The organism is Streptomyces sp. NPDC029122, assembly GCF_055569445.1.
On sequence record NZ_JBVHWK010000033.1, the window covers coordinates 11,093 to 26,210 of the forward strand.

The window sequence follows — 15,118 nt, forward strand, 5'->3', positions numbered from 1 at the left end:
TGACGGGTCGCTTCAACGTCGGCCGATCAAGGAGATCCCGGTCAGGCCGAGCCACATCGCTCTTCTCCCGGGGTCCCGACTCCTGGTGGCAGGCGGTCGAGCGGGCAAGGAGGGGTCGGGGGAGTGGGGCCCGAACGCTGTGGTGTTCTCCCTGGAAAGTGGTGACCAGGAGGCCTCCATCTGCATCGGCGACGACATCCGTGCTCTGGTGACCGATCGCGGGGGATCGATCTGGACGGCTTACGGGGACGAAGGCATCTACGGAGGGCATCCGGAGTCCGCGGCCGGTCTCGCCGGCTGGAGTGCCGGCGGTCAGGCGGTCTGGGCTCCGGGAGGCCGCCTTCCTGACGTGCCCCTGGAGGGATGCACCGCTGCCACCGAGGGGGACCTGGTCTGGCTCGTCTGGTATTCCGGCAGTCAGCGAGGAGGCACGTTCTTGACGCGGATCACCCCGTCGACGGGTGAGGTGACCAGTTGGCCCAGCCCCGTACGTGACCCGGACGGGTTCGCCGTGCGCGGCCGTCGAGCGGTCCTGACCAGGCGCGTGCACAACCAGCGGTCGACCGAGGTGGTGCGGGCCGAGTTGGATGGTGATACCTGGACCGTCACCGGACGGCGCGGGATCCGAGTGCCCGGACGTGTGGTCATGCGCTGCGGTCAGGGACGCGACGGTCTTCTGTGGCTTCGCGCCGGCGACACGTGGCTTCGTATCGAAGCCTGAGTGCAGTCGCAGGCGCGCGGTGCGTGATCGTGGGCCACTCTGCGGCGTTGCCGTCACCGGCGGGCACCGACAGCGGCGCCGGAGCCCATGCCGAAGGACGCACAGACCTTTGGCCAGGGGTATTCTCTGGCGATGTCGAATCAGTCAGTGGCGGCGGGCGTCGGTCTCGCCGGTGTGATGGCGCACTGCGGCGGAAGCCCGGTCGGTGCGGTGGAGCTTTTGGCGGGGGCCATAGCCTCGGCACCGGCGGCTCCGGAGCCCTATTCGGCGCTCGCCGAGTTGTGGCGGGACCGACGCTCGGAACTGAAGGAGGGTCTCGAAGGGGACGGCTCCTTGAGTGCCGTGCTGGCGCAGGCGTACTTCTTGTTCCTTGAAGGGGACATGGACGACGCGGCGATGGCCCTCGGTTCGGTGACGGGTGTGCGGCCCGACGTGGCATGGGGCGCCGCACCCTGGTTCGGTGATGCGCGCTTCCTTGGCGCGGTGGGTGCTCCGGCGCTGGCCGAGGCGTGTCTGCGGGTGCTGGACTACGGCCCCGACCTGGACTCCGACGAGATGCGGGAGCGGTTCGAGCCCTGGTTCCACGCCCTCGACGTGGTGTCCGAACGGAATCCCGTGCCGGAGTCGCTGGCCGCCATGGCCCGGCTGCCCCGGGCCTGCGGCCGGTACGAACTGGCTCTCGCCCTGTGCGACCGCGCCGATGCCGTCGACCGGGTCATGTGGACCGCGGTCGCGCGAGCGGCCACCTGGCGCGTGAGGGGCGAGCTGGATCAGGCCGCTGCGGCCTTCGAAGACGCCCTGCTCCTTGACTCCGCCAACTGGTCCCTCTACCTGGACCTGGCGGACGTGCGTGCCGAGCAGGGCGACTTCGCCGCAGCCGTGAGCCTCGTCGAACAGGGCTTGGAATACGGACCGCACGAAGTCACCCTGCGCGCGGCCCGGGCCGCCTACCGCACGCGCCTCGCCGGCTCGTCCGATGATCTGAGGGCCCTGATCGCCCTGGCGCCGGAGCTCGCGGACACGACGTACCGGCACCTGCTGATCGACTACGCGTGTGCGGGGCCGGATCTGCCTCGAGGACTCGTTGCCGAGGCCCACCGCATCGGCCGGCCAAACCTCTGAGTTTGCTCAATCCAGGATTGGGTGCGCCCCTGGTCAGGGCATCGTGCCCGCACCAGCGGAACGCGGACGAATGAGGGAACGGTATGGAAGTGGTCCTGACCATGGCGGTGGTGATCCTCGTGGTGTCCTTCCAGGTGCTGTGGGGGCGCAATCGCCCGCGGCGGCGCAAGACCCGGTGGGGCGACGGCGGCGGGGACTCCTGCGGCGGCGGATCCTCGTGCGGCTCGTCCTGCGGAGGGGGCGGCGGCGGGGGCGGAGGCGGTGACTGACCCCGGTCAGGGTGCGGGAGCGGGCCACGGGACGTCCGTGGCCACCGGCGCGGTGTAGTCGACGCCCGGGACGGAGAACCCGTACAGGCGCTGGACCTCGGCACGGAACCAGTCGAGGTCGGCGAGGCCCGCGATGGTGCCGGTCGTGGCGGCCTCCCAGCGTTCGGCGACGGCCGCCTGGACGTCGTCGGCGAGTTCCCAGGTGTCCAGCCGGATCCGGCCTTCCGCGTCCTGGACGCTCGGGGCCGCGCCGGTGAGCTGGTCCCACAGGGCGGCGAGCTGACGGACCGGCGGCACCAGGCCCTCCCCGAGGACGCCGCGCAGCAGGCCGGTGTACAGGGCGATGCCGGGGATGGCGGTCGAGGACTGCGTGACGGCGGCGCCGTTGACGGAGGTCACGGCCCGGCCGCCCACCGTCTTGCCGAGGCGCTCGTCCAGGGCGCGGGCGGTGGCCTCCAGGTGGGCCTTGGCCGCGCCGATGGTGCCCTGCCGGTAGATCGCCGCCGTCAGCGGCGAACCGATGTACGACAGCGCGGCGGTGGCGAAGCCTTCGGCGAGCAGGCCCCGGCCCGCGAGGTGGTCGATCCAGCGTTCCCAGTCCGCGCCGCCCATCACGGCCACGGTCTGCTCGACGTCGTCGCCCCCGGCCGGACCGGTCTCGATCTCGCGGACCTCGGGAGCGCCCTGGTCGTCGAAGACCAGGGTCTTGGTGCGGTTCGGCCGGCCGATCGGCCTGAGGACGGAGGCGTAGGCGGTGCCGGTGTCGGGGTCGGTGCGGCGGGGCGCGGCCACCGAGTACACCAGGTAGTCCAGGCTGCCGCCGAAGCGCTGCTCGATGAGATCGGCGACCTGGTCCTTCATCGTGTCGGAGAACGCGTCGCCGTTGAGGAAGACCAGGTCCCGCCCGGCGGTGCGGGCGAGGTCGGCGGTGGCGGCGGTGCGGTACCAGCCGGCCGTGGCGGTACGCCGCTCGGTGGGTGCCTTCTCGAAGGAGACCGCGATCCCGCGGATGCCGGCGCGCTTGAGCCCGGCGAGGGTGGCGGCGAGGCCGTACCCGGCGGAGGAACCGATGACGAGCGCCACCGGCCCGGGGCCCCGCGGCACGTCGGCGGGAGCGGGGCACGCCCCCCACATGTCGGTCACCACCTGGCGGCAGCCCGCCGGGTGGGAGTCGAGGAAGAGGAATCCGCGGTTGCGGGGGGTCAGAACGCGCTCGTTCACGAAGGCAGTCCTCGGGTCGGCCGGGAGGGGGACGCGGCGGTCAACCGGCCGCCGCTGCCCGCAAGTCTGCGGCAGCACCCCTACGGGCCGGAGCCGTGACAGGGGACAACGAACACGAGTCGATCTTGGAGTGTTCCCACCAGGCGACCCTGACACGCGCCCCGTGAACCCCCGTCCCGCGGGGCGCGTGCCGGGCGGCCGGCCGTCAGCGGGCCCTGAACGTGAAGTTCTTGACCGCGGCGGCGTCGAGGTTCCAGAACGTGACCATGGGCTTGGAGTCGATGTTCAGGAAGCCGTGGGTGAGCGCGATACCGGCCGGCTTGCCCACCTCGTCATTGGCGGTACGGCTGTGGAACGCGACGGTCAGCGACGTCACGGTGCTGGTCTGCGCGCCGGCCCGGAAGAGGCGTACCCCCGCGTACGCCTTCTCGCCCGGCTTGATCGTGGCGAGCGCGCGAGCCGGGGACTCCATCGGCGGAGGCGGGACCTCGTCGGCGGAACCGAAGCGCACGATCGGATAGAAGTACAGCGTGCACGGCTTGCCGCCCGTGTTGACCGCCGTCAGGAACAGGTTCTGCTCGCTGTCCTGCCGCTCGAACGTCCCGGTGATCGAGACGTTCGCGTCGGTGCAGGGCGCGGCCGTGCTCTTCCCGTCCCCCGAGTCGCTCCCGGTTCCCGGCCCGCCGGACTTGCCGGGCACCGGCGAGCCCTGCGGACCGGTGGGCGTGCCGGGCGTGGCGGACGGGGATCCGGCCGCACTCGGCGAGCCGGAAGTCCCGCCCGGGGCGGGGGAACCGGACGCGCTCGGGGAACCGGACGGAGTGGCGGCGCCCTTCCCCGGGCCGGTGCCGCCGGCCGCCTCACAGGCCGTGGACGACAGGAGCGCGGCGACCGCCGCGACTCCGATGACGCAACGCTTCGATCTGCTGCGAACAGCTCCCATGGCGAACCCCCGATAGTGCCTTCACGCGCCTTCGACGACCTTTCCGAAAGCTTGGCGGGCGACGGCCCCCGGGCGCGGCCCACCAGGGGGTGATCATCCGTTGCCACCCATGGGGTAGACGATGTACCACCCTGGTTGTACGAGTGTCCGGACCGGGCCGTCTAGGCTCTCGCCATGGCATTTCGGGGAGGGCGGTGGGGAACCGTACGCGCGGTGCTCCCACAGGTGGCCGACGCGGTCTACGCGTTCGGATCACTGGCGATATCGGCATCGATGCTCCACAACTGGCCCGACCCGAACCGCTATTGGCGCACCCCCGACGCCCTGGCCTACGCCCTGGTCGCGGCCGTGTACCTGCCGCTCGCCGTGCGCCGCCGCGCACCCCTGCTGATCCTGGGCACCACCGCCGCGGTCGTACTGGCCTACTTCACCCTGGCCTACTACCACCCGGTCGCGGTGTGCGGTCTGGCCCTGGCCAACTACACCGTCGCCGCGCACCGTCCGCGCACCGTGTCCGTCCCCTGCACCGTCACGACGTGGCTGGTCCTGCTGTGGGGAACCAGGCTGGCCGAGCCCGGCATCGGCATGCTGAGCGTCGCGTTCGTCACGGCCACGGCCGCCGTCACCTGGGTGACCGGTGACGTATCGCGGCGCTTCGCCGAACGGGGCCGCCGTCTGGCCGCCCTGACGGAGCAGCTGCGCCGCGAGCAGGAGGAGCGGACGCGCAGGGCCGTCTCCGACGAGTGCATGCGGATCGCCCGTGAACTCCACGACGTCATCGCCCACCACGTCTCCGTCATCTCGATCCAGGCGGGACTGGCCGACTACGTCTTCACCACGGACCCCGCGACCGCGCACCAGGCCGTCGGCGTCATCTCCGGCAGCGCCCGTGACGCCGGTGAGGAGATGCGCCGGATGCTGGCCGTCCTGAGGCACGGCGTCCAGCACACGGCGTACGGCAGAGCCGGCACCCTCCCCGACGCGGACGGTACGCCCCCGGGCCTGGCACGTCTGGAGGAACTCGCCGACCGGGTCCGGGCGGCGGGCGTTCCCGTCCGGATCACCGGAGGACTCGCCGAACCGCTGCCCGCCGGCCTGGACATGTGCGTCTACCGCGTCGTCCAGGAAGCGCTGACCAACGTGCTCAAGCACGCCCCCACCGCCACGGCCACCGTGTCCCTCTCGCGCGGCCGCGGCTCCATCCGCGTCCGCATCACCGACGACGGGCCCGCCCGGCCCCGGACCGAGGGGCGGGACGGCCCAGGCCACGGCTTGCTGGGCATGCGGGAACGGGCGACAATCTACGGGGGCACCGTCACGGCCGGGGCCCGCTCACAAGGGGGATTCGAAGTCGATCTCGTCATGCCCGTACCGGAGACCTGACGACCGGTCGGCCGCGGGGAGAGCCGTCGTCCGGGGGAGTGCGTCCATCATGCCGAAGGTTCTCGTGACGGACGACCAGATCCTCGTCCGCTCCGGGCTCGCCGCGCTGCTCCGGGCGGCCCCGGACATCGAGGTCGTCGGCGAGGCCGAAAGCGGCGAGGAGGCCGTGAGGCTGTCCGCCGAACTCCGTCCGGACGTGGTCCTCATGGACATCCGCATGCCCGGCATGGGAGGCATCGCGGCGACCCGCGCCCTCGTCGGGCAGACGCCCGCGCCGAACCCCCGGGTCATCATGCTCACCACCTTCGACCTGGACGTGTACGTCTACGACGCGCTCCGCGCCGGAGCCAGCGGGTACCTCCTCAAGAACACCCCGCCGCAGCGGCTCCTGGCGGCCATCCACACCGTCCACGCCGGAGACGTGCTGTTGAGTCCCGCCGCCCTCACCGAACTCATGAAGGCCTGCGGGGCCGGTCCGGGACGCGGCGGCCGCCCGCGCCCCGGACTCGATGCCCTGACCCCGCGAGAGATCGAGATCCTGACCCTGGTCGGCAGGGGCCTGTCCAACACCGACATCGCCGGACACCTCGTACTCAGTCCGGCGACCATCAAGACGCACGTCCACCGGTGCATGAACAAACTGGCCCTCACCAGCCGCGCCCAGGCCGTCGTCTTCGCCTACGAGGCGGGCCTCGTCACGGCATGACGCGGTTTCCGGTGCGCATTCTCCCCTTCTCCGGGGTACACCGGAGAAGGCAGTCGTCGGGAAGGAGAACGCCACGCAGTGATCCGCCGTTGAATATCTCACCGCGGAAACAGGTGACCGGTGATCATTGGTCGGCAGGCGCGGACGGGTGATTCACCCCGGGAGGTGAACGGCTTTCCGTGGAGCCGGGTATTCTTGCCTGCCTTGTTCTTTTTATCGGCCGAAAGTGCGCTCTTCGAGTCGGTCTCGGGCGCAGGCGGCGGTACGGGCCGGGTGCCGCGTTCAATTGGCCCGGGCGTAGCGGACCTTGCCGGTCCAGATCCGTTCGAGCCGGACGCGGGTGCCGGGCTTGGGGGCGTGCCAGATCTTGTTGTGGCCCGCGTAGATGCCGACGTGGCCGATGGTTCCCCCATAGGGGAAGAAGACGAGGTCGCCGGGGGCGCGCTGGGTGCGCGGGATGTGGAGCGTGTTTTCGTACTGGGCTTCGGCGGTGCGGGGAAGGCGTCGGCCGGCCTTCCGGAACGCGTAGAGGGTGAGGCCCGAACAGTCGAATTCTCTCGGGCCGGTGGCGCCGTACACGTAGGGGGAGCCTTCTTTGGAAGCTGCGATTTTGACGGCCTTTATGCCGTAGCGGGATGCGGCCTGAGCCGGGCTGGCGGGCGCGAACATCGCGGCCACGGAGATCGCGAGGAGAAAAATGGGGGAGCGATGGCTCTTCCAGCAATTTTTTGTTTTCGGCAATCGTGATACCTCCGCATTCAGATACAGGACAGGGCCGTGACGGCGACTGTTCTCGGTGACTGCGTATTGGCTCCCGACGACCGCCCATTTTGCACGACGCGTCCGCCCCCGAAGGGCCGGACACGACGTGAAATGTCTCGGTTAAGCAAAAGACTCCGCGATGATATGCATAGACATTGTCCTACCATTCCCCCGTTCGTCTCACAGGAGTTTGCCCAGAGGGCCGAGGTCGATGTTGAGGTCCTCGGGAGCCAGTCCGAAGCGCGTCCGCAGGAGATCCATGCGGTCTTCGAGGAGCATGAGGGTCTGCCCGAGCCGTTCTTCCTGGTCCTCGGTCAGATCGCCGGCCTCGACGCGCCGCAGCGCCTGGCGCTCCATGAGCTGCCGAAGGAGCTCGACCACGGTCAGCACGAGGCGGCCCAGTTCGCGTTCGACGGTATCGGGGTCGAGCTCCACTCGTCGGGGCGTGCTCACGGGCTCACCTGCTTCCAGGGGGAGGGCACGGCGTCGTTCACCGAGCTGATGAGGGCTTTGAGGTCGATGCGGACGAGATCGATGCCGGCGATGCCCAAGGTGATGTCGCCGGCCAGGACCACCCCTCCGGCCAGCAGCCGGTCGAGGAGGTCCACGAGCGCGACCTCCTCGCCGGTCACCGCTCCCGCCCGTGCCGTTCGGCGGCCGTCTGGGTGAAGGAGTAGGGGACCCAGGGTCCCGTGACCTCGCCGCGGATCCCGGACGGGAGGTCCGAAGGGCCGGGGACGGCGTCGAGGAAGGCCTGGCGGGCCTCTCGGGGGACGAGGTACGCGGCGTTCAGGACATTGGCGTCCCGCACCCCGGAGAGCCCGGCCTGCTGCGGAGGGTGCAGAACCGATTCGCTCGCCCTCCCGGCCAGCCGCCGGTGCACCTGTTCGGCTGTTCCGGCGGCCAGGCCCGCGCGTTCCTCGCGGCGCCGGCGGTCGACGAGGCGCCGCTGGAGATAGCCCCGCCCCGTTCCCGGCCCGGCGGCGGACGGATCCGCTGGGGTACCGGGATCGCCCTCGGCGGGGGAGCGGGAGGACCCGGCCGTCGTCGCCGCGGCGGAGTCCGCCGCGTACAGTTTCACGCCCCACTCCTCGGTATCCGCCAGCCGTTCCAGGGCGCACGAGAGCCGTTCCCGCCCCTCGGCCAGGAGCCTGCGCACCCCTTCCTCGCCACGGCACACGGTGGCCAGCCTCAGCGGCACCGTGGTGAGGGAGCGGCCGACGTCGGCGACCACCCGGTGGTGCCGCCGGGCCAGCGCCGACAGCCAGTCCAGGTCCTCCAGCCGCCGCCGGAGCGGGGTCTCGCCGAACTCGGCGGGGTCGACCGGGGCGACCACCGCGGCCAGCACGCCGTCGTCGACCACCCTGAGACCGGAGCCGTCCGCGCCGCAGGAGGCGAGGGAGTCTCGGGGTCCCGGCCCCGACCCGACAACGGTGTACACGTAGAGGAGTTCCGGCTCGCTCATGCCCGCTCCTGACGCTCTTCCAGCTCCGCCACCCGCCGGCGCAGCTCCTCGTTCTCCCGTCCGAGCTCGCGCCGGCGTGCCGCCGACGAGAGGGCGGGATCCTGCTCCCACCAGTCGATCCCCATCTCCTTGGCCCGTTCTACCGAGGCCACGACGAGACGCAGCTTGATGGTGAGCAGTTCGATGTCCAGGAGGTTGATGCGGATGTCGCCGGCGATGACCACCCCCTTGTCGAGGACTCGTTCGAGGATGTCGGCCAGATTGGCGCTGGGTGCGCTGTCGTACGTACGCGGCAGGCCGGAGGGCGTCGTCATGACCGGCGGGCCCCCTCGCGGCGGCCCGCGCCCGCCGGCTCGGGCTCGGCTTCCGCGGGCTCGGCCTCCTCGTCGTGGGCCTCGTCCTCGTCATCCGGCTCGTACTCCTCCTCGTACTCCTCGTACTCCTCGTCGTCCTCGAACTCGCCGTCCTCGAAGGCGTAGTCGCCGTCGGACGGTTCCTCCGGAGCGGCGTACGCCCCGTCCTCGCGGTCCGCTGCGTCCTCGCCCGGGCCCACCGCGTCCTCCTCCTCCTCCTCCTCGCGGGGCATGACGGCCCCGCCCTCCTCGGTCCTGCCGCGTAGGCCGTCCGGCTCCCCTTCCTCGAAGGCGAGGAACCGGGCGTAGCCCTTGAGGTCCCCCCGGACCCGTCGGCCCGGGGCCCCGCACAGGCGGGCCGTTCTCTCGAACACGCCCCGGGGGTGGTGTTCGACGGCCAGCAGGACCCGGGTGAGCCCGTCGGCGAGGGCGTGGAAGGTGACCACCCCGCGCGTCGTGCCGCGGGGGCCTTGCGAGGTCCACGCGATGCGTTCGCCGGGGATCCGCTCGGTGACGCGGGCCGTCCGGGACCGGAAGGCCTCGGTGCGACCACCACCGGGGGACTCCCGGATGCCGCGGTAGCGGGTCCACTGGTCGTAGGCGTCCTGGACGTCCACGCCGACGTCGACCGACTCCAGGACCACGGCGGGCCCGCCACCGCCTCCGCCCCGGCGCCCGGGGCGGAGGCGCGGGACGAGGGACTTCAGCCCCGGGCCCTTGCCCGACGCGATGTCGTCCAGGTGCGCCGCCGAGCGTCCGAGGCCCCTGCCGGCGCCGGCCAGGAGCCGCTCGGCGCGGGTCATCAGGTACGCCTCCAGCTCCCGCCTGACCCGGTCGGCGGCGGGGCCCTCCCCGAGCCGGCCGAGGAGGCCGGACGGCGGCTCAGTCATCGTCGCTCCCCTCACCGCCGCCGGCCGCCCCCTTCGCCGGCCGCCGTCGGCCGGACGCGCCCCCGGACGCCGACCCGCCGCCCGCCTTCCGGGCGGACGACGACCGGGACGCCTTCTTCGGGGCGGCCGTCCGGCGCGCGGGACGGGCCTCCTCCGGCCCGTCCCCGCCGTCGTCACCGGCCGGGGCGGCGCCCATGCCGGCCAGCCGCTCCCGCACGTCCCGGGTCCGGTCGTGCAGCCGGTCGGCGACGGCCTCAAGCTGCCGGTCCACCAGCAAGCCCGCCGCCGCGGACCCGACCCCGCGCAGGTCCTCGCGCAGCTGCTCGCCCAACTCCCTGAACCGCGGGTGCTCCTTGAGGCGGCTCGCCAGGAAGGAGGCGAGGACCTCCGCGTCCGGTTTCAGTTTCCTGCCCATGACCAGGGTTCCCACGGTGAAGGCGAGCCTGGCCTTCCTGGTCCGTCCGAGCAGGTAGCCGGCGCCCACGGCCAGGCCCATCGTCACACGGTCGTTCATCGCGTCCGCGCCCCGCCTTCCAGTCGTGCCAGGAGCTCGTCCTCCCGGCGGTCGAACTCGGCCTCGTCCACTTCGCCCGATTCGAACGCGTCCACCAGCCGGGCCAGCTCCCGGTGGACCACGGCCGGGTCGTAGTACTGGCGCTCGGCTTCCTCGACCACCTGCCGCAGCACCCAGACCGTCCCGCGGAGGGGGGCGGCCGGCAGCAGCAGTACCTCCGTGAGCAGACCCATGGTCAGTCCGCGTCCGCGAAGCTGTAGGACGGCAGCGGCCCCGTCACCTGGACGCGCAGCCGCTCGTGCTCCTCGTGCAGGTGGCGCACCGCCCCCAGGAACTGCTCCCGCCGCTCGCGGGCCACCAGGAACGACAGGTTCGCCAGCCACCCCGTCCCCTCCGGGCCGTGCCGCAGGGCGGCCGCGTACGGCCGCAGCGTCTGCTCGACCAGGGCGGCGTCCGCCCGCTCCTGCGCGGACACGGCCCGGGCGACGCGCTCCCCGAAGGCCAGCTTCTGTTCGTGCGTGCCCCCGCCCGCCTGCCGGTTGGCCTGGTGCAGGGCACGCAGCTCCGGGTCCGCGCCGACCACGTCGAAGAGCACGGCCTCCTCCTCGTGCGAGGCCTTCACGTTGAACTCGTCCTTGCCCTCCAGCTCCGCCAGCCGCTCCAGGTAGCGTTCCTGACGCCGCTCCAGCACGGAGGTGACGGTGTCGTCGTCGGGGGAGACCCCGCCGAAGCGCAGGGGCAGCACCGGACCGCTGCCGCCCGCCTGGATCACCACCCGCTGGTGGGCGAGCAGATCGCGCCGCTTGGCCCTCAGCTCGGCCGGCGCGTCACTGACCAGGGCGACCAGCTTCCCGCCGCGCACGGTGCGCACGGGCAGTGGCGGCTCTCCCACGCCCTCCAGGGTGTCGGGCAGGTCCTGACCGGCCCGGGCGATGCCGTAGACGTACGTACTCATTCCTTCTCCTCCCGGCGGGCGGCGGTGCGCCGGCTGCGCGGCCGGCTTTCGGTCTTCTCCTCCGAGGCGTCCTCGCGGGCCTGGTGGAACGCGTCCGAGATCGTCTGAGCGGCCCCGCTCAGCGCCCCCTTCGTCTTGCCGCGGGCCCCGGACTCCGTGATCTCCCCCACGAGGTCGGGCAGGCCCGGGCTCTTGCGCGGCCCGGCCTCCAGGTCGAGGCGGTTGCACGCCTCCGCGAAGCGCAGATAGGTGTCCACGCTCGCCACCACCACACGGACGTCGATCTTGAGGATCTCGATGCCGACCAGGGAGACGCGTACGAACGCGTCGATCACCAGGCCGCGGTCCAGAACCAGTTCGAGTACGTCGTACAAGCCGCTGGAGCCGCCGCCCGAGGCGGCCGGAGCGGGCTGGGCAGGAACGACAGTCATAACTTCCGTTTCCCTTTCGTCACTTGGGGACGGGGACGGGACGGGGACAGCGACGGGACGGCGAGGGGGCGCGGGGTCCGCCGGCTCAGCGGCGATCCGCGCGGCCCCTCTCGTACCGGCTGGTACGCCGGTACCCGACGAGTTCGCCGTCGGCGTCGACCTCGACCTCGTACGAGGCCAGCAGGCTCATCGTGTCCGGAACGCGGGCCAGTTCGAGGACCTCGACCGCGAGGTGCCAGACGCCGTCCTCGCCGCGTTCGCAGCGGCTGACCCCTTCGGCGGGCTGCGACAACAGCTCCGACAGCTGCTCGATCGCGGCCCTGATCACCGAAGCGGCCCTCAGGGGTCGTGCCCCCCGGCCCGCCTTCTTCTCTTCTCCGTCGGGTGCGTTGGCCATGAATTCCTCCTGGCGCGTATGTCCGTCCGAGCCGTCGCCAAACGGCCCGGCACCGCCCGCTCCTGGCACAGGGGCGTCAGAAGCCCGCCTGCGCCGATCCGTTGGAGCCAAACCCGCGGAGCGCAACACCGCGCCCCGCGATGCCCGGACCCGGCGGCGGGGGTGTCGCCTCCCCGTTCGGGGGCACCCGCGTCCGTATGACATCGAACACAACGGTGGCCTCGCTCTGGGCCGCGGAAACCGGACCCGCCTGGCTGCACCTGCTGGTGATGGCCTTCGCCGTACTCGTCCTCTGGGCCAGCCTCGCCCGGCACAGGTGAGCCCGTCCCGGCGGCGGGGAGCGGTGACGGCCCGCCGCACGAGACCTCGTCAAAGGATCCCTACCGTGTTGTTCTTGGCACTGCTCGTACCACCGCTGATGATGTGTGCCGTCCTCGGGCTCGCCCGTTACGAGGAGCGGATGCTGGGGCCGTCGACGACCGGCAGGCACAGACGCCGTACGGATCCCGCTCCGGGCGCACCCGCCCCCGGCGCCGGACCGCTCTCCGCCGCCCCCGCGCACCCCGTCCGGCGGGGCGCCGCACGCGGCCGGCCGGGACGGCGCGCACGGGGGGAGGACCCGTGCCGGACGGCCGCCCGCCGGACCGCCCGCGCCCCGCGAACGCGCCCCGCCCATGCCCTTCCCGACGTACGCTGAGGCCGCGCTGCTCACCCCTGCCGCGCCCCCGCGGAAGAGGAAGCCCCAGCATGCACCAGCCGTCGAACTCCGGACCGCCGGACGGGCGGGGCTTCCGGACCACCGACGTGGACGTCGCCCGGGACTGGCTGAAGGCGGCCTACGGGACGAGCCTGCGCATGAAGACCCCGGCCCGCGACAGCGCCTTCCGGTACACCCGCACCCACGCCGGGCCCGTGTCGCTGAGCACCCTGTCCCTGGCCACCGAGTACGCCTACGCCACCGGCCCCCTCGGCGCGGTGGCCGTCACGCACGTGGTGGGCGGCCGCATGGCCGGGGAGTGCGCGGGCGAGGTCACCCCGGCCGGGCCCGGCGACGTCATGGTGATCGCCCAGCCCGACCTCCCGTACGCCGGACGGGTGTTCTCGGCCGAACTGCGTGCCGTAACGGTGCCGCTCGCGCTGCTGGAGGAGCTCGCGGGCCGTCCGCCGGGGGAGAGCGCCCGGCCGTTGCGCTTCACCCGCTTCACCCCCGTCTCGGACGCCATGGCCGGACAGTGGAAGCGGACCGTCGACTACGTCGAGGCGAGCGTCCTGGGCCTGCCCGCGGGCGGCGAGCCGCTGCTGGTCGACGCCGCCGCCAGGATGCTGGCCGCGACCGTCCTGGCCGCCTTCCCCACCGACGTCCGGCCCGACCCCGTCCTGGCGGACACCCGCGACGCGACGCCGGAGACCGTCCGCCGGGCCGTCGCCTTCATCGAGTCACAGCCGGCTTCCGAGATCGGCCCGGCCGAGATGGCCGCCGCGGCCGGTGTCACCGTCCGGGCCCTCCAGTACGCCTTCCGGCGCCACCTCGGCACGACCCCGATGGCCTACCTGCGCCGCGTACGCCTCGCCCTGGCGCACGCCGACCTGGTCGCGGCGGACCCCTCGCGGGACACGGTCACGGCCATCGCCCACCGGTGGGGCCTCCACCACCAGGGGCGTTTCTCCGCCGCCTACCGCGCGGCCTACGGAGTCCCTCCCCGGCACACCCTCGCCGGTTCCTGAGCGGCCCCGGGCCCCGCCCCCTCCGTCCGCCGGCGCCGTCCCGGGCCCGGAGACGAGGAGGTGCTCACCCCGTTCCGCGACCTCCAGGCCGGCCTCCCGCAGGATCACGCCGAGGGCCGTCCGGAGCGCCTTGTGCAGGCCGGCCAAGGAGGTGAACCGGGACAGGTCCTCCTCGTGGCCGTGCACCTGGACGGTCGGCCGCAGCACCTCACGGGCGACCCACCCCACCAGGACCCCTTCGGGGGCCGTCCACACGCGCAGGCCGTCCTCCTCCCGCGCGGACGTGTCGAAGCCAGCCCGGGCCAGGAGGAGCCGGACCCGCTCACAGTGGTCGCCGTGTCCCTCCTCGGGCGGCTCGGCGGTCGGTACGGCCGGTGTGGATGGCATGCACCTACTTCAGCGACCCGGGGCCCGCGGCGAAAGCCGCTGCGCGAAAGGACGGGCGCCGGACAGCCGGAAAACGAAGCAGCCGTCCGACGGCACCGTGTGAGACCGGACATGCGGGGCAGGCGGGGTGTCACGCAAGGCAACCATGCCCAGCCGATCGGAAAGGACCACTCTTCATGACCGAGAACGTGTGGGGCTACCACGAGACGTCCGGCCGCCTTCAGGGCGTCGACCTGAGCGGATTCAAGGTCGAGGCGGTCGACGGCGCCATCGGCAAGGTGGACAAGCATTCGGACGAGGCCGGCTCCGCGTACATCGTGGTCGACACCGGTCCGTGGATCTTCGGCAAGGAAGTCCTCCTGCCGGCCGGCACCGTCTCGCGGATCGACGTGGACGAGGAGAGGATCTACGTGGACCGGACGAAGGAGCAGATCAAGAACGCTCCGGAGTTCCACCGGGAGAAGCACCTCGGGGACAGCGGCTACCACGACGAACTGGCGGCCTACTACCGGTCCGGCGGCGCCTTCGGGGGCCGTCCCCTCTGAACCGGCGCGAGGAGCACCAGAGATGAGCGAGCACAAGAAGCAGCACCGGACGACGACCCCGCCCTCGAAGGCCCCGGGGGAGAGCGGGGACCCGGAGGCCCGGAAGGAAGCCGAGGAGGCCGTCGTACCGGGCAGCCAGGACGGTGAGGCGGCGGACGCCCTCACCCCCAACACCGACGCCCAGCGCCGTACGGCCGCCCGCGACCGCCGCCGGTAACGGGTACGACCGCGGTCCCCCGGGTTAGCGGAGGGGCAGGGGGAGTCGGCTGGCATCCCAGCTCTCCAGGAAAAGTGTTACCTGGAGTCCCGGCGACGCCGACGACATTGGG

The 15,118-nt window shown here is 72.3% G+C and carries 22 protein-coding genes; 9 read left to right on the plus strand and 13 right to left on the minus strand.

The window, feature by feature from the left end; translation table 11 throughout:
- The first annotated feature begins 142 nt into the window (after positions 1-142).
- The 3 genes from ACZ4WZ_RS29230 (at position 143) to ACZ4WZ_RS29240 (ending at position 2,112) form a co-directional block, all read left to right on the plus strand.
- The gene (locus tag ACZ4WZ_RS29230; protein WP_467894998.1) at positions 143-721 is read left to right on the plus strand and encodes a hypothetical protein; all 579 of its coding nucleotides are present in this window, start codon (positions 143-145) and stop codon (positions 719-721) included.
- Between the two features lie 132 nt (positions 722-853).
- Positions 854-1,843, plus strand: coding sequence for a tetratricopeptide repeat protein (locus tag ACZ4WZ_RS29235; RefSeq protein WP_467895000.1), 990 nt, complete (start codon positions 854-856; stop codon positions 1,841-1,843).
- 83 nt (positions 1,844-1,926) lie between these two features.
- Positions 1,927-2,112 carry a hypothetical protein gene (locus tag ACZ4WZ_RS29240; RefSeq protein ID WP_467895003.1) on the plus strand — a complete coding sequence of 62 codons (186 nt, stop codon included), beginning with the start codon at positions 1,927-1,929 and terminating at the stop codon, positions 2,110-2,112.
- A 6-nt stretch (positions 2,113-2,118) separates the two neighbouring features.
- On the opposite strand, the gene fabV is transcribed toward ACZ4WZ_RS29240, so the two are convergent.
- Together fabV and ACZ4WZ_RS29250 are read right to left on the minus strand one after the other, a co-directional pair.
- Positions 2,119-3,333 carry an enoyl-[acyl-carrier-protein] reductase FabV gene (fabV, locus tag ACZ4WZ_RS29245; RefSeq protein WP_467895006.1) on the minus strand — a complete coding sequence of 405 codons (1,215 nt, stop codon included), beginning with the start codon at positions 3,331-3,333 and terminating at the stop codon, positions 2,119-2,121.
- Between the two features lie 205 nt (positions 3,334-3,538).
- Positions 3,539-4,033, minus strand: a complete 495-nt coding sequence (locus ACZ4WZ_RS29250) for a DUF4232 domain-containing protein (protein WP_467895009.1) — start codon at positions 4,031-4,033, stop codon at positions 3,539-3,541.
- 456 nt (positions 4,034-4,489) lie between these two features.
- On the opposite strand from ACZ4WZ_RS29250, the gene ACZ4WZ_RS29255 reads away from it, so the two are divergent.
- The gene (locus ACZ4WZ_RS29255; protein WP_467895012.1) at positions 4,490-5,659 is read left to right on the plus strand and encodes a sensor histidine kinase; all 1,170 of its coding nucleotides are present in this window, start codon (positions 4,490-4,492) and stop codon (positions 5,657-5,659) included.
- Between the two features lie 49 nt (positions 5,660-5,708).
- Positions 5,709-6,365: a response regulator gene (locus ACZ4WZ_RS29260; protein ID WP_467895015.1), complete on the plus strand. Its 657-nt coding sequence runs from the start codon at positions 5,709-5,711 to the stop codon at positions 6,363-6,365.
- Positions 6,366-6,647: 282 nt separating this feature from the next.
- Here the strand turns inward: ACZ4WZ_RS29260 and ACZ4WZ_RS29265 are convergent, their stop codons facing one another.
- The 11 genes from ACZ4WZ_RS29265 to ACZ4WZ_RS29315 form a co-directional block, all read right to left on the minus strand.
- The gene (locus tag ACZ4WZ_RS29265; protein WP_467895216.1) at positions 6,648-7,034 is read right to left on the minus strand and encodes a C40 family peptidase; all 387 of its coding nucleotides are present in this window, start codon (positions 7,032-7,034) and stop codon (positions 6,648-6,650) included.
- Positions 7,035-7,307: 273 nt separating this feature from the next.
- Positions 7,308-7,580: a gas vesicle protein K gene (locus ACZ4WZ_RS29270; RefSeq protein ID WP_467895018.1), complete on the minus strand. Its 273-nt coding sequence runs from the start codon at positions 7,578-7,580 to the stop codon at positions 7,308-7,310.
- Positions 7,577-7,759: a gas vesicle protein gene (locus ACZ4WZ_RS29275; RefSeq protein WP_467895021.1), complete on the minus strand. Its 183-nt coding sequence runs from the start codon at positions 7,757-7,759 to the stop codon at positions 7,577-7,579. Before ACZ4WZ_RS29275 ends, ACZ4WZ_RS29270 begins: the two co-directional genes overlap by 4 nt.
- On the minus strand, positions 7,756-8,592 hold the full coding sequence (locus ACZ4WZ_RS29280; protein WP_467895024.1) for a GvpL/GvpF family gas vesicle protein: 837 nt from the start codon (positions 8,590-8,592) through the stop codon (positions 7,756-7,758). The genes ACZ4WZ_RS29275 and ACZ4WZ_RS29280 overlap by 4 nt, the downstream gene beginning before the upstream one ends.
- A complete protein-coding gene (locus tag ACZ4WZ_RS29285) occupies positions 8,589-8,906 on the minus strand; it encodes a gas vesicle protein (protein ID WP_467895027.1) in 318 nt (105 codons plus the stop codon). Before ACZ4WZ_RS29285 ends, ACZ4WZ_RS29280 begins: the two co-directional genes overlap by 4 nt.
- Entirely contained in the window at positions 8,903-9,835 is a 933-nt protein-coding gene (locus ACZ4WZ_RS29290) for an SRPBCC family protein (RefSeq protein ID WP_467895030.1), read from the minus strand. Before ACZ4WZ_RS29290 ends, ACZ4WZ_RS29285 begins: the two co-directional genes overlap by 4 nt.
- Positions 9,828-10,349 (minus strand): DNA primase, encoded by a 522-nt coding sequence (locus ACZ4WZ_RS29295; RefSeq protein WP_467895032.1) that lies wholly within the window; start codon positions 10,347-10,349, stop codon positions 9,828-9,830. Before ACZ4WZ_RS29295 ends, ACZ4WZ_RS29290 begins: the two co-directional genes overlap by 8 nt.
- Positions 10,346-10,582, minus strand: a complete 237-nt coding sequence (locus ACZ4WZ_RS29300) for a gas vesicle protein GvpG (protein WP_467895035.1) — start codon at positions 10,580-10,582, stop codon at positions 10,346-10,348. Before ACZ4WZ_RS29300 ends, ACZ4WZ_RS29295 begins: the two co-directional genes overlap by 4 nt.
- A 2-nt stretch (positions 10,583-10,584) precedes the next feature.
- A complete protein-coding gene (locus ACZ4WZ_RS29305; RefSeq protein WP_467895038.1) occupies positions 10,585-11,304 on the minus strand; it encodes a GvpL/GvpF family gas vesicle protein in 720 nt (239 codons plus the stop codon).
- Positions 11,301-11,735 (minus strand): gas vesicle structural protein GvpA, encoded by a 435-nt coding sequence (locus ACZ4WZ_RS29310; protein WP_467895040.1) that lies wholly within the window; start codon positions 11,733-11,735, stop codon positions 11,301-11,303. Before ACZ4WZ_RS29310 ends, ACZ4WZ_RS29305 begins: the two co-directional genes overlap by 4 nt.
- 85 nt (positions 11,736-11,820) lie before the next feature.
- Positions 11,821-12,132: a gas vesicle protein GvpO gene (locus tag ACZ4WZ_RS29315; protein WP_467895043.1), complete on the minus strand. Its 312-nt coding sequence runs from the start codon at positions 12,130-12,132 to the stop codon at positions 11,821-11,823.
- Positions 12,133-12,329: 197 nt separating this feature from the next.
- Here ACZ4WZ_RS29315 and ACZ4WZ_RS29320 point away from each other — a divergent pair, with 197 nt between their 5' ends.
- The 4 genes from ACZ4WZ_RS29320 to ACZ4WZ_RS29335 all read left to right on the plus strand — a co-directional run bounded on the left by ACZ4WZ_RS29320 (position 12,330) and on the right by ACZ4WZ_RS29335 (position 15,006).
- Positions 12,330-12,452, plus strand: coding sequence for a hypothetical protein (locus tag ACZ4WZ_RS29320; RefSeq protein ID WP_467895045.1), 123 nt, complete (start codon positions 12,330-12,332; stop codon positions 12,450-12,452).
- A gap of 427 nt (positions 12,453-12,879) precedes the next feature.
- Positions 12,880-13,857, plus strand: coding sequence for an AraC family transcriptional regulator (locus tag ACZ4WZ_RS29325; protein WP_467895048.1), 978 nt, complete (start codon positions 12,880-12,882; stop codon positions 13,855-13,857).
- 563 nt (positions 13,858-14,420) lie between these two features.
- Positions 14,421-14,789, plus strand: coding sequence for a PRC-barrel domain-containing protein (locus ACZ4WZ_RS29330; RefSeq protein WP_388938054.1), 369 nt, complete (start codon positions 14,421-14,423; stop codon positions 14,787-14,789).
- 22 nt (positions 14,790-14,811) lie between these two features.
- Complete coding sequence (locus ACZ4WZ_RS29335) at positions 14,812-15,006, plus strand: hypothetical protein (protein ID WP_467895051.1); 195 nt, start codon at positions 14,812-14,814, stop codon at positions 15,004-15,006.
- Positions 15,007-15,118: the final 112 nt, after the last annotated feature.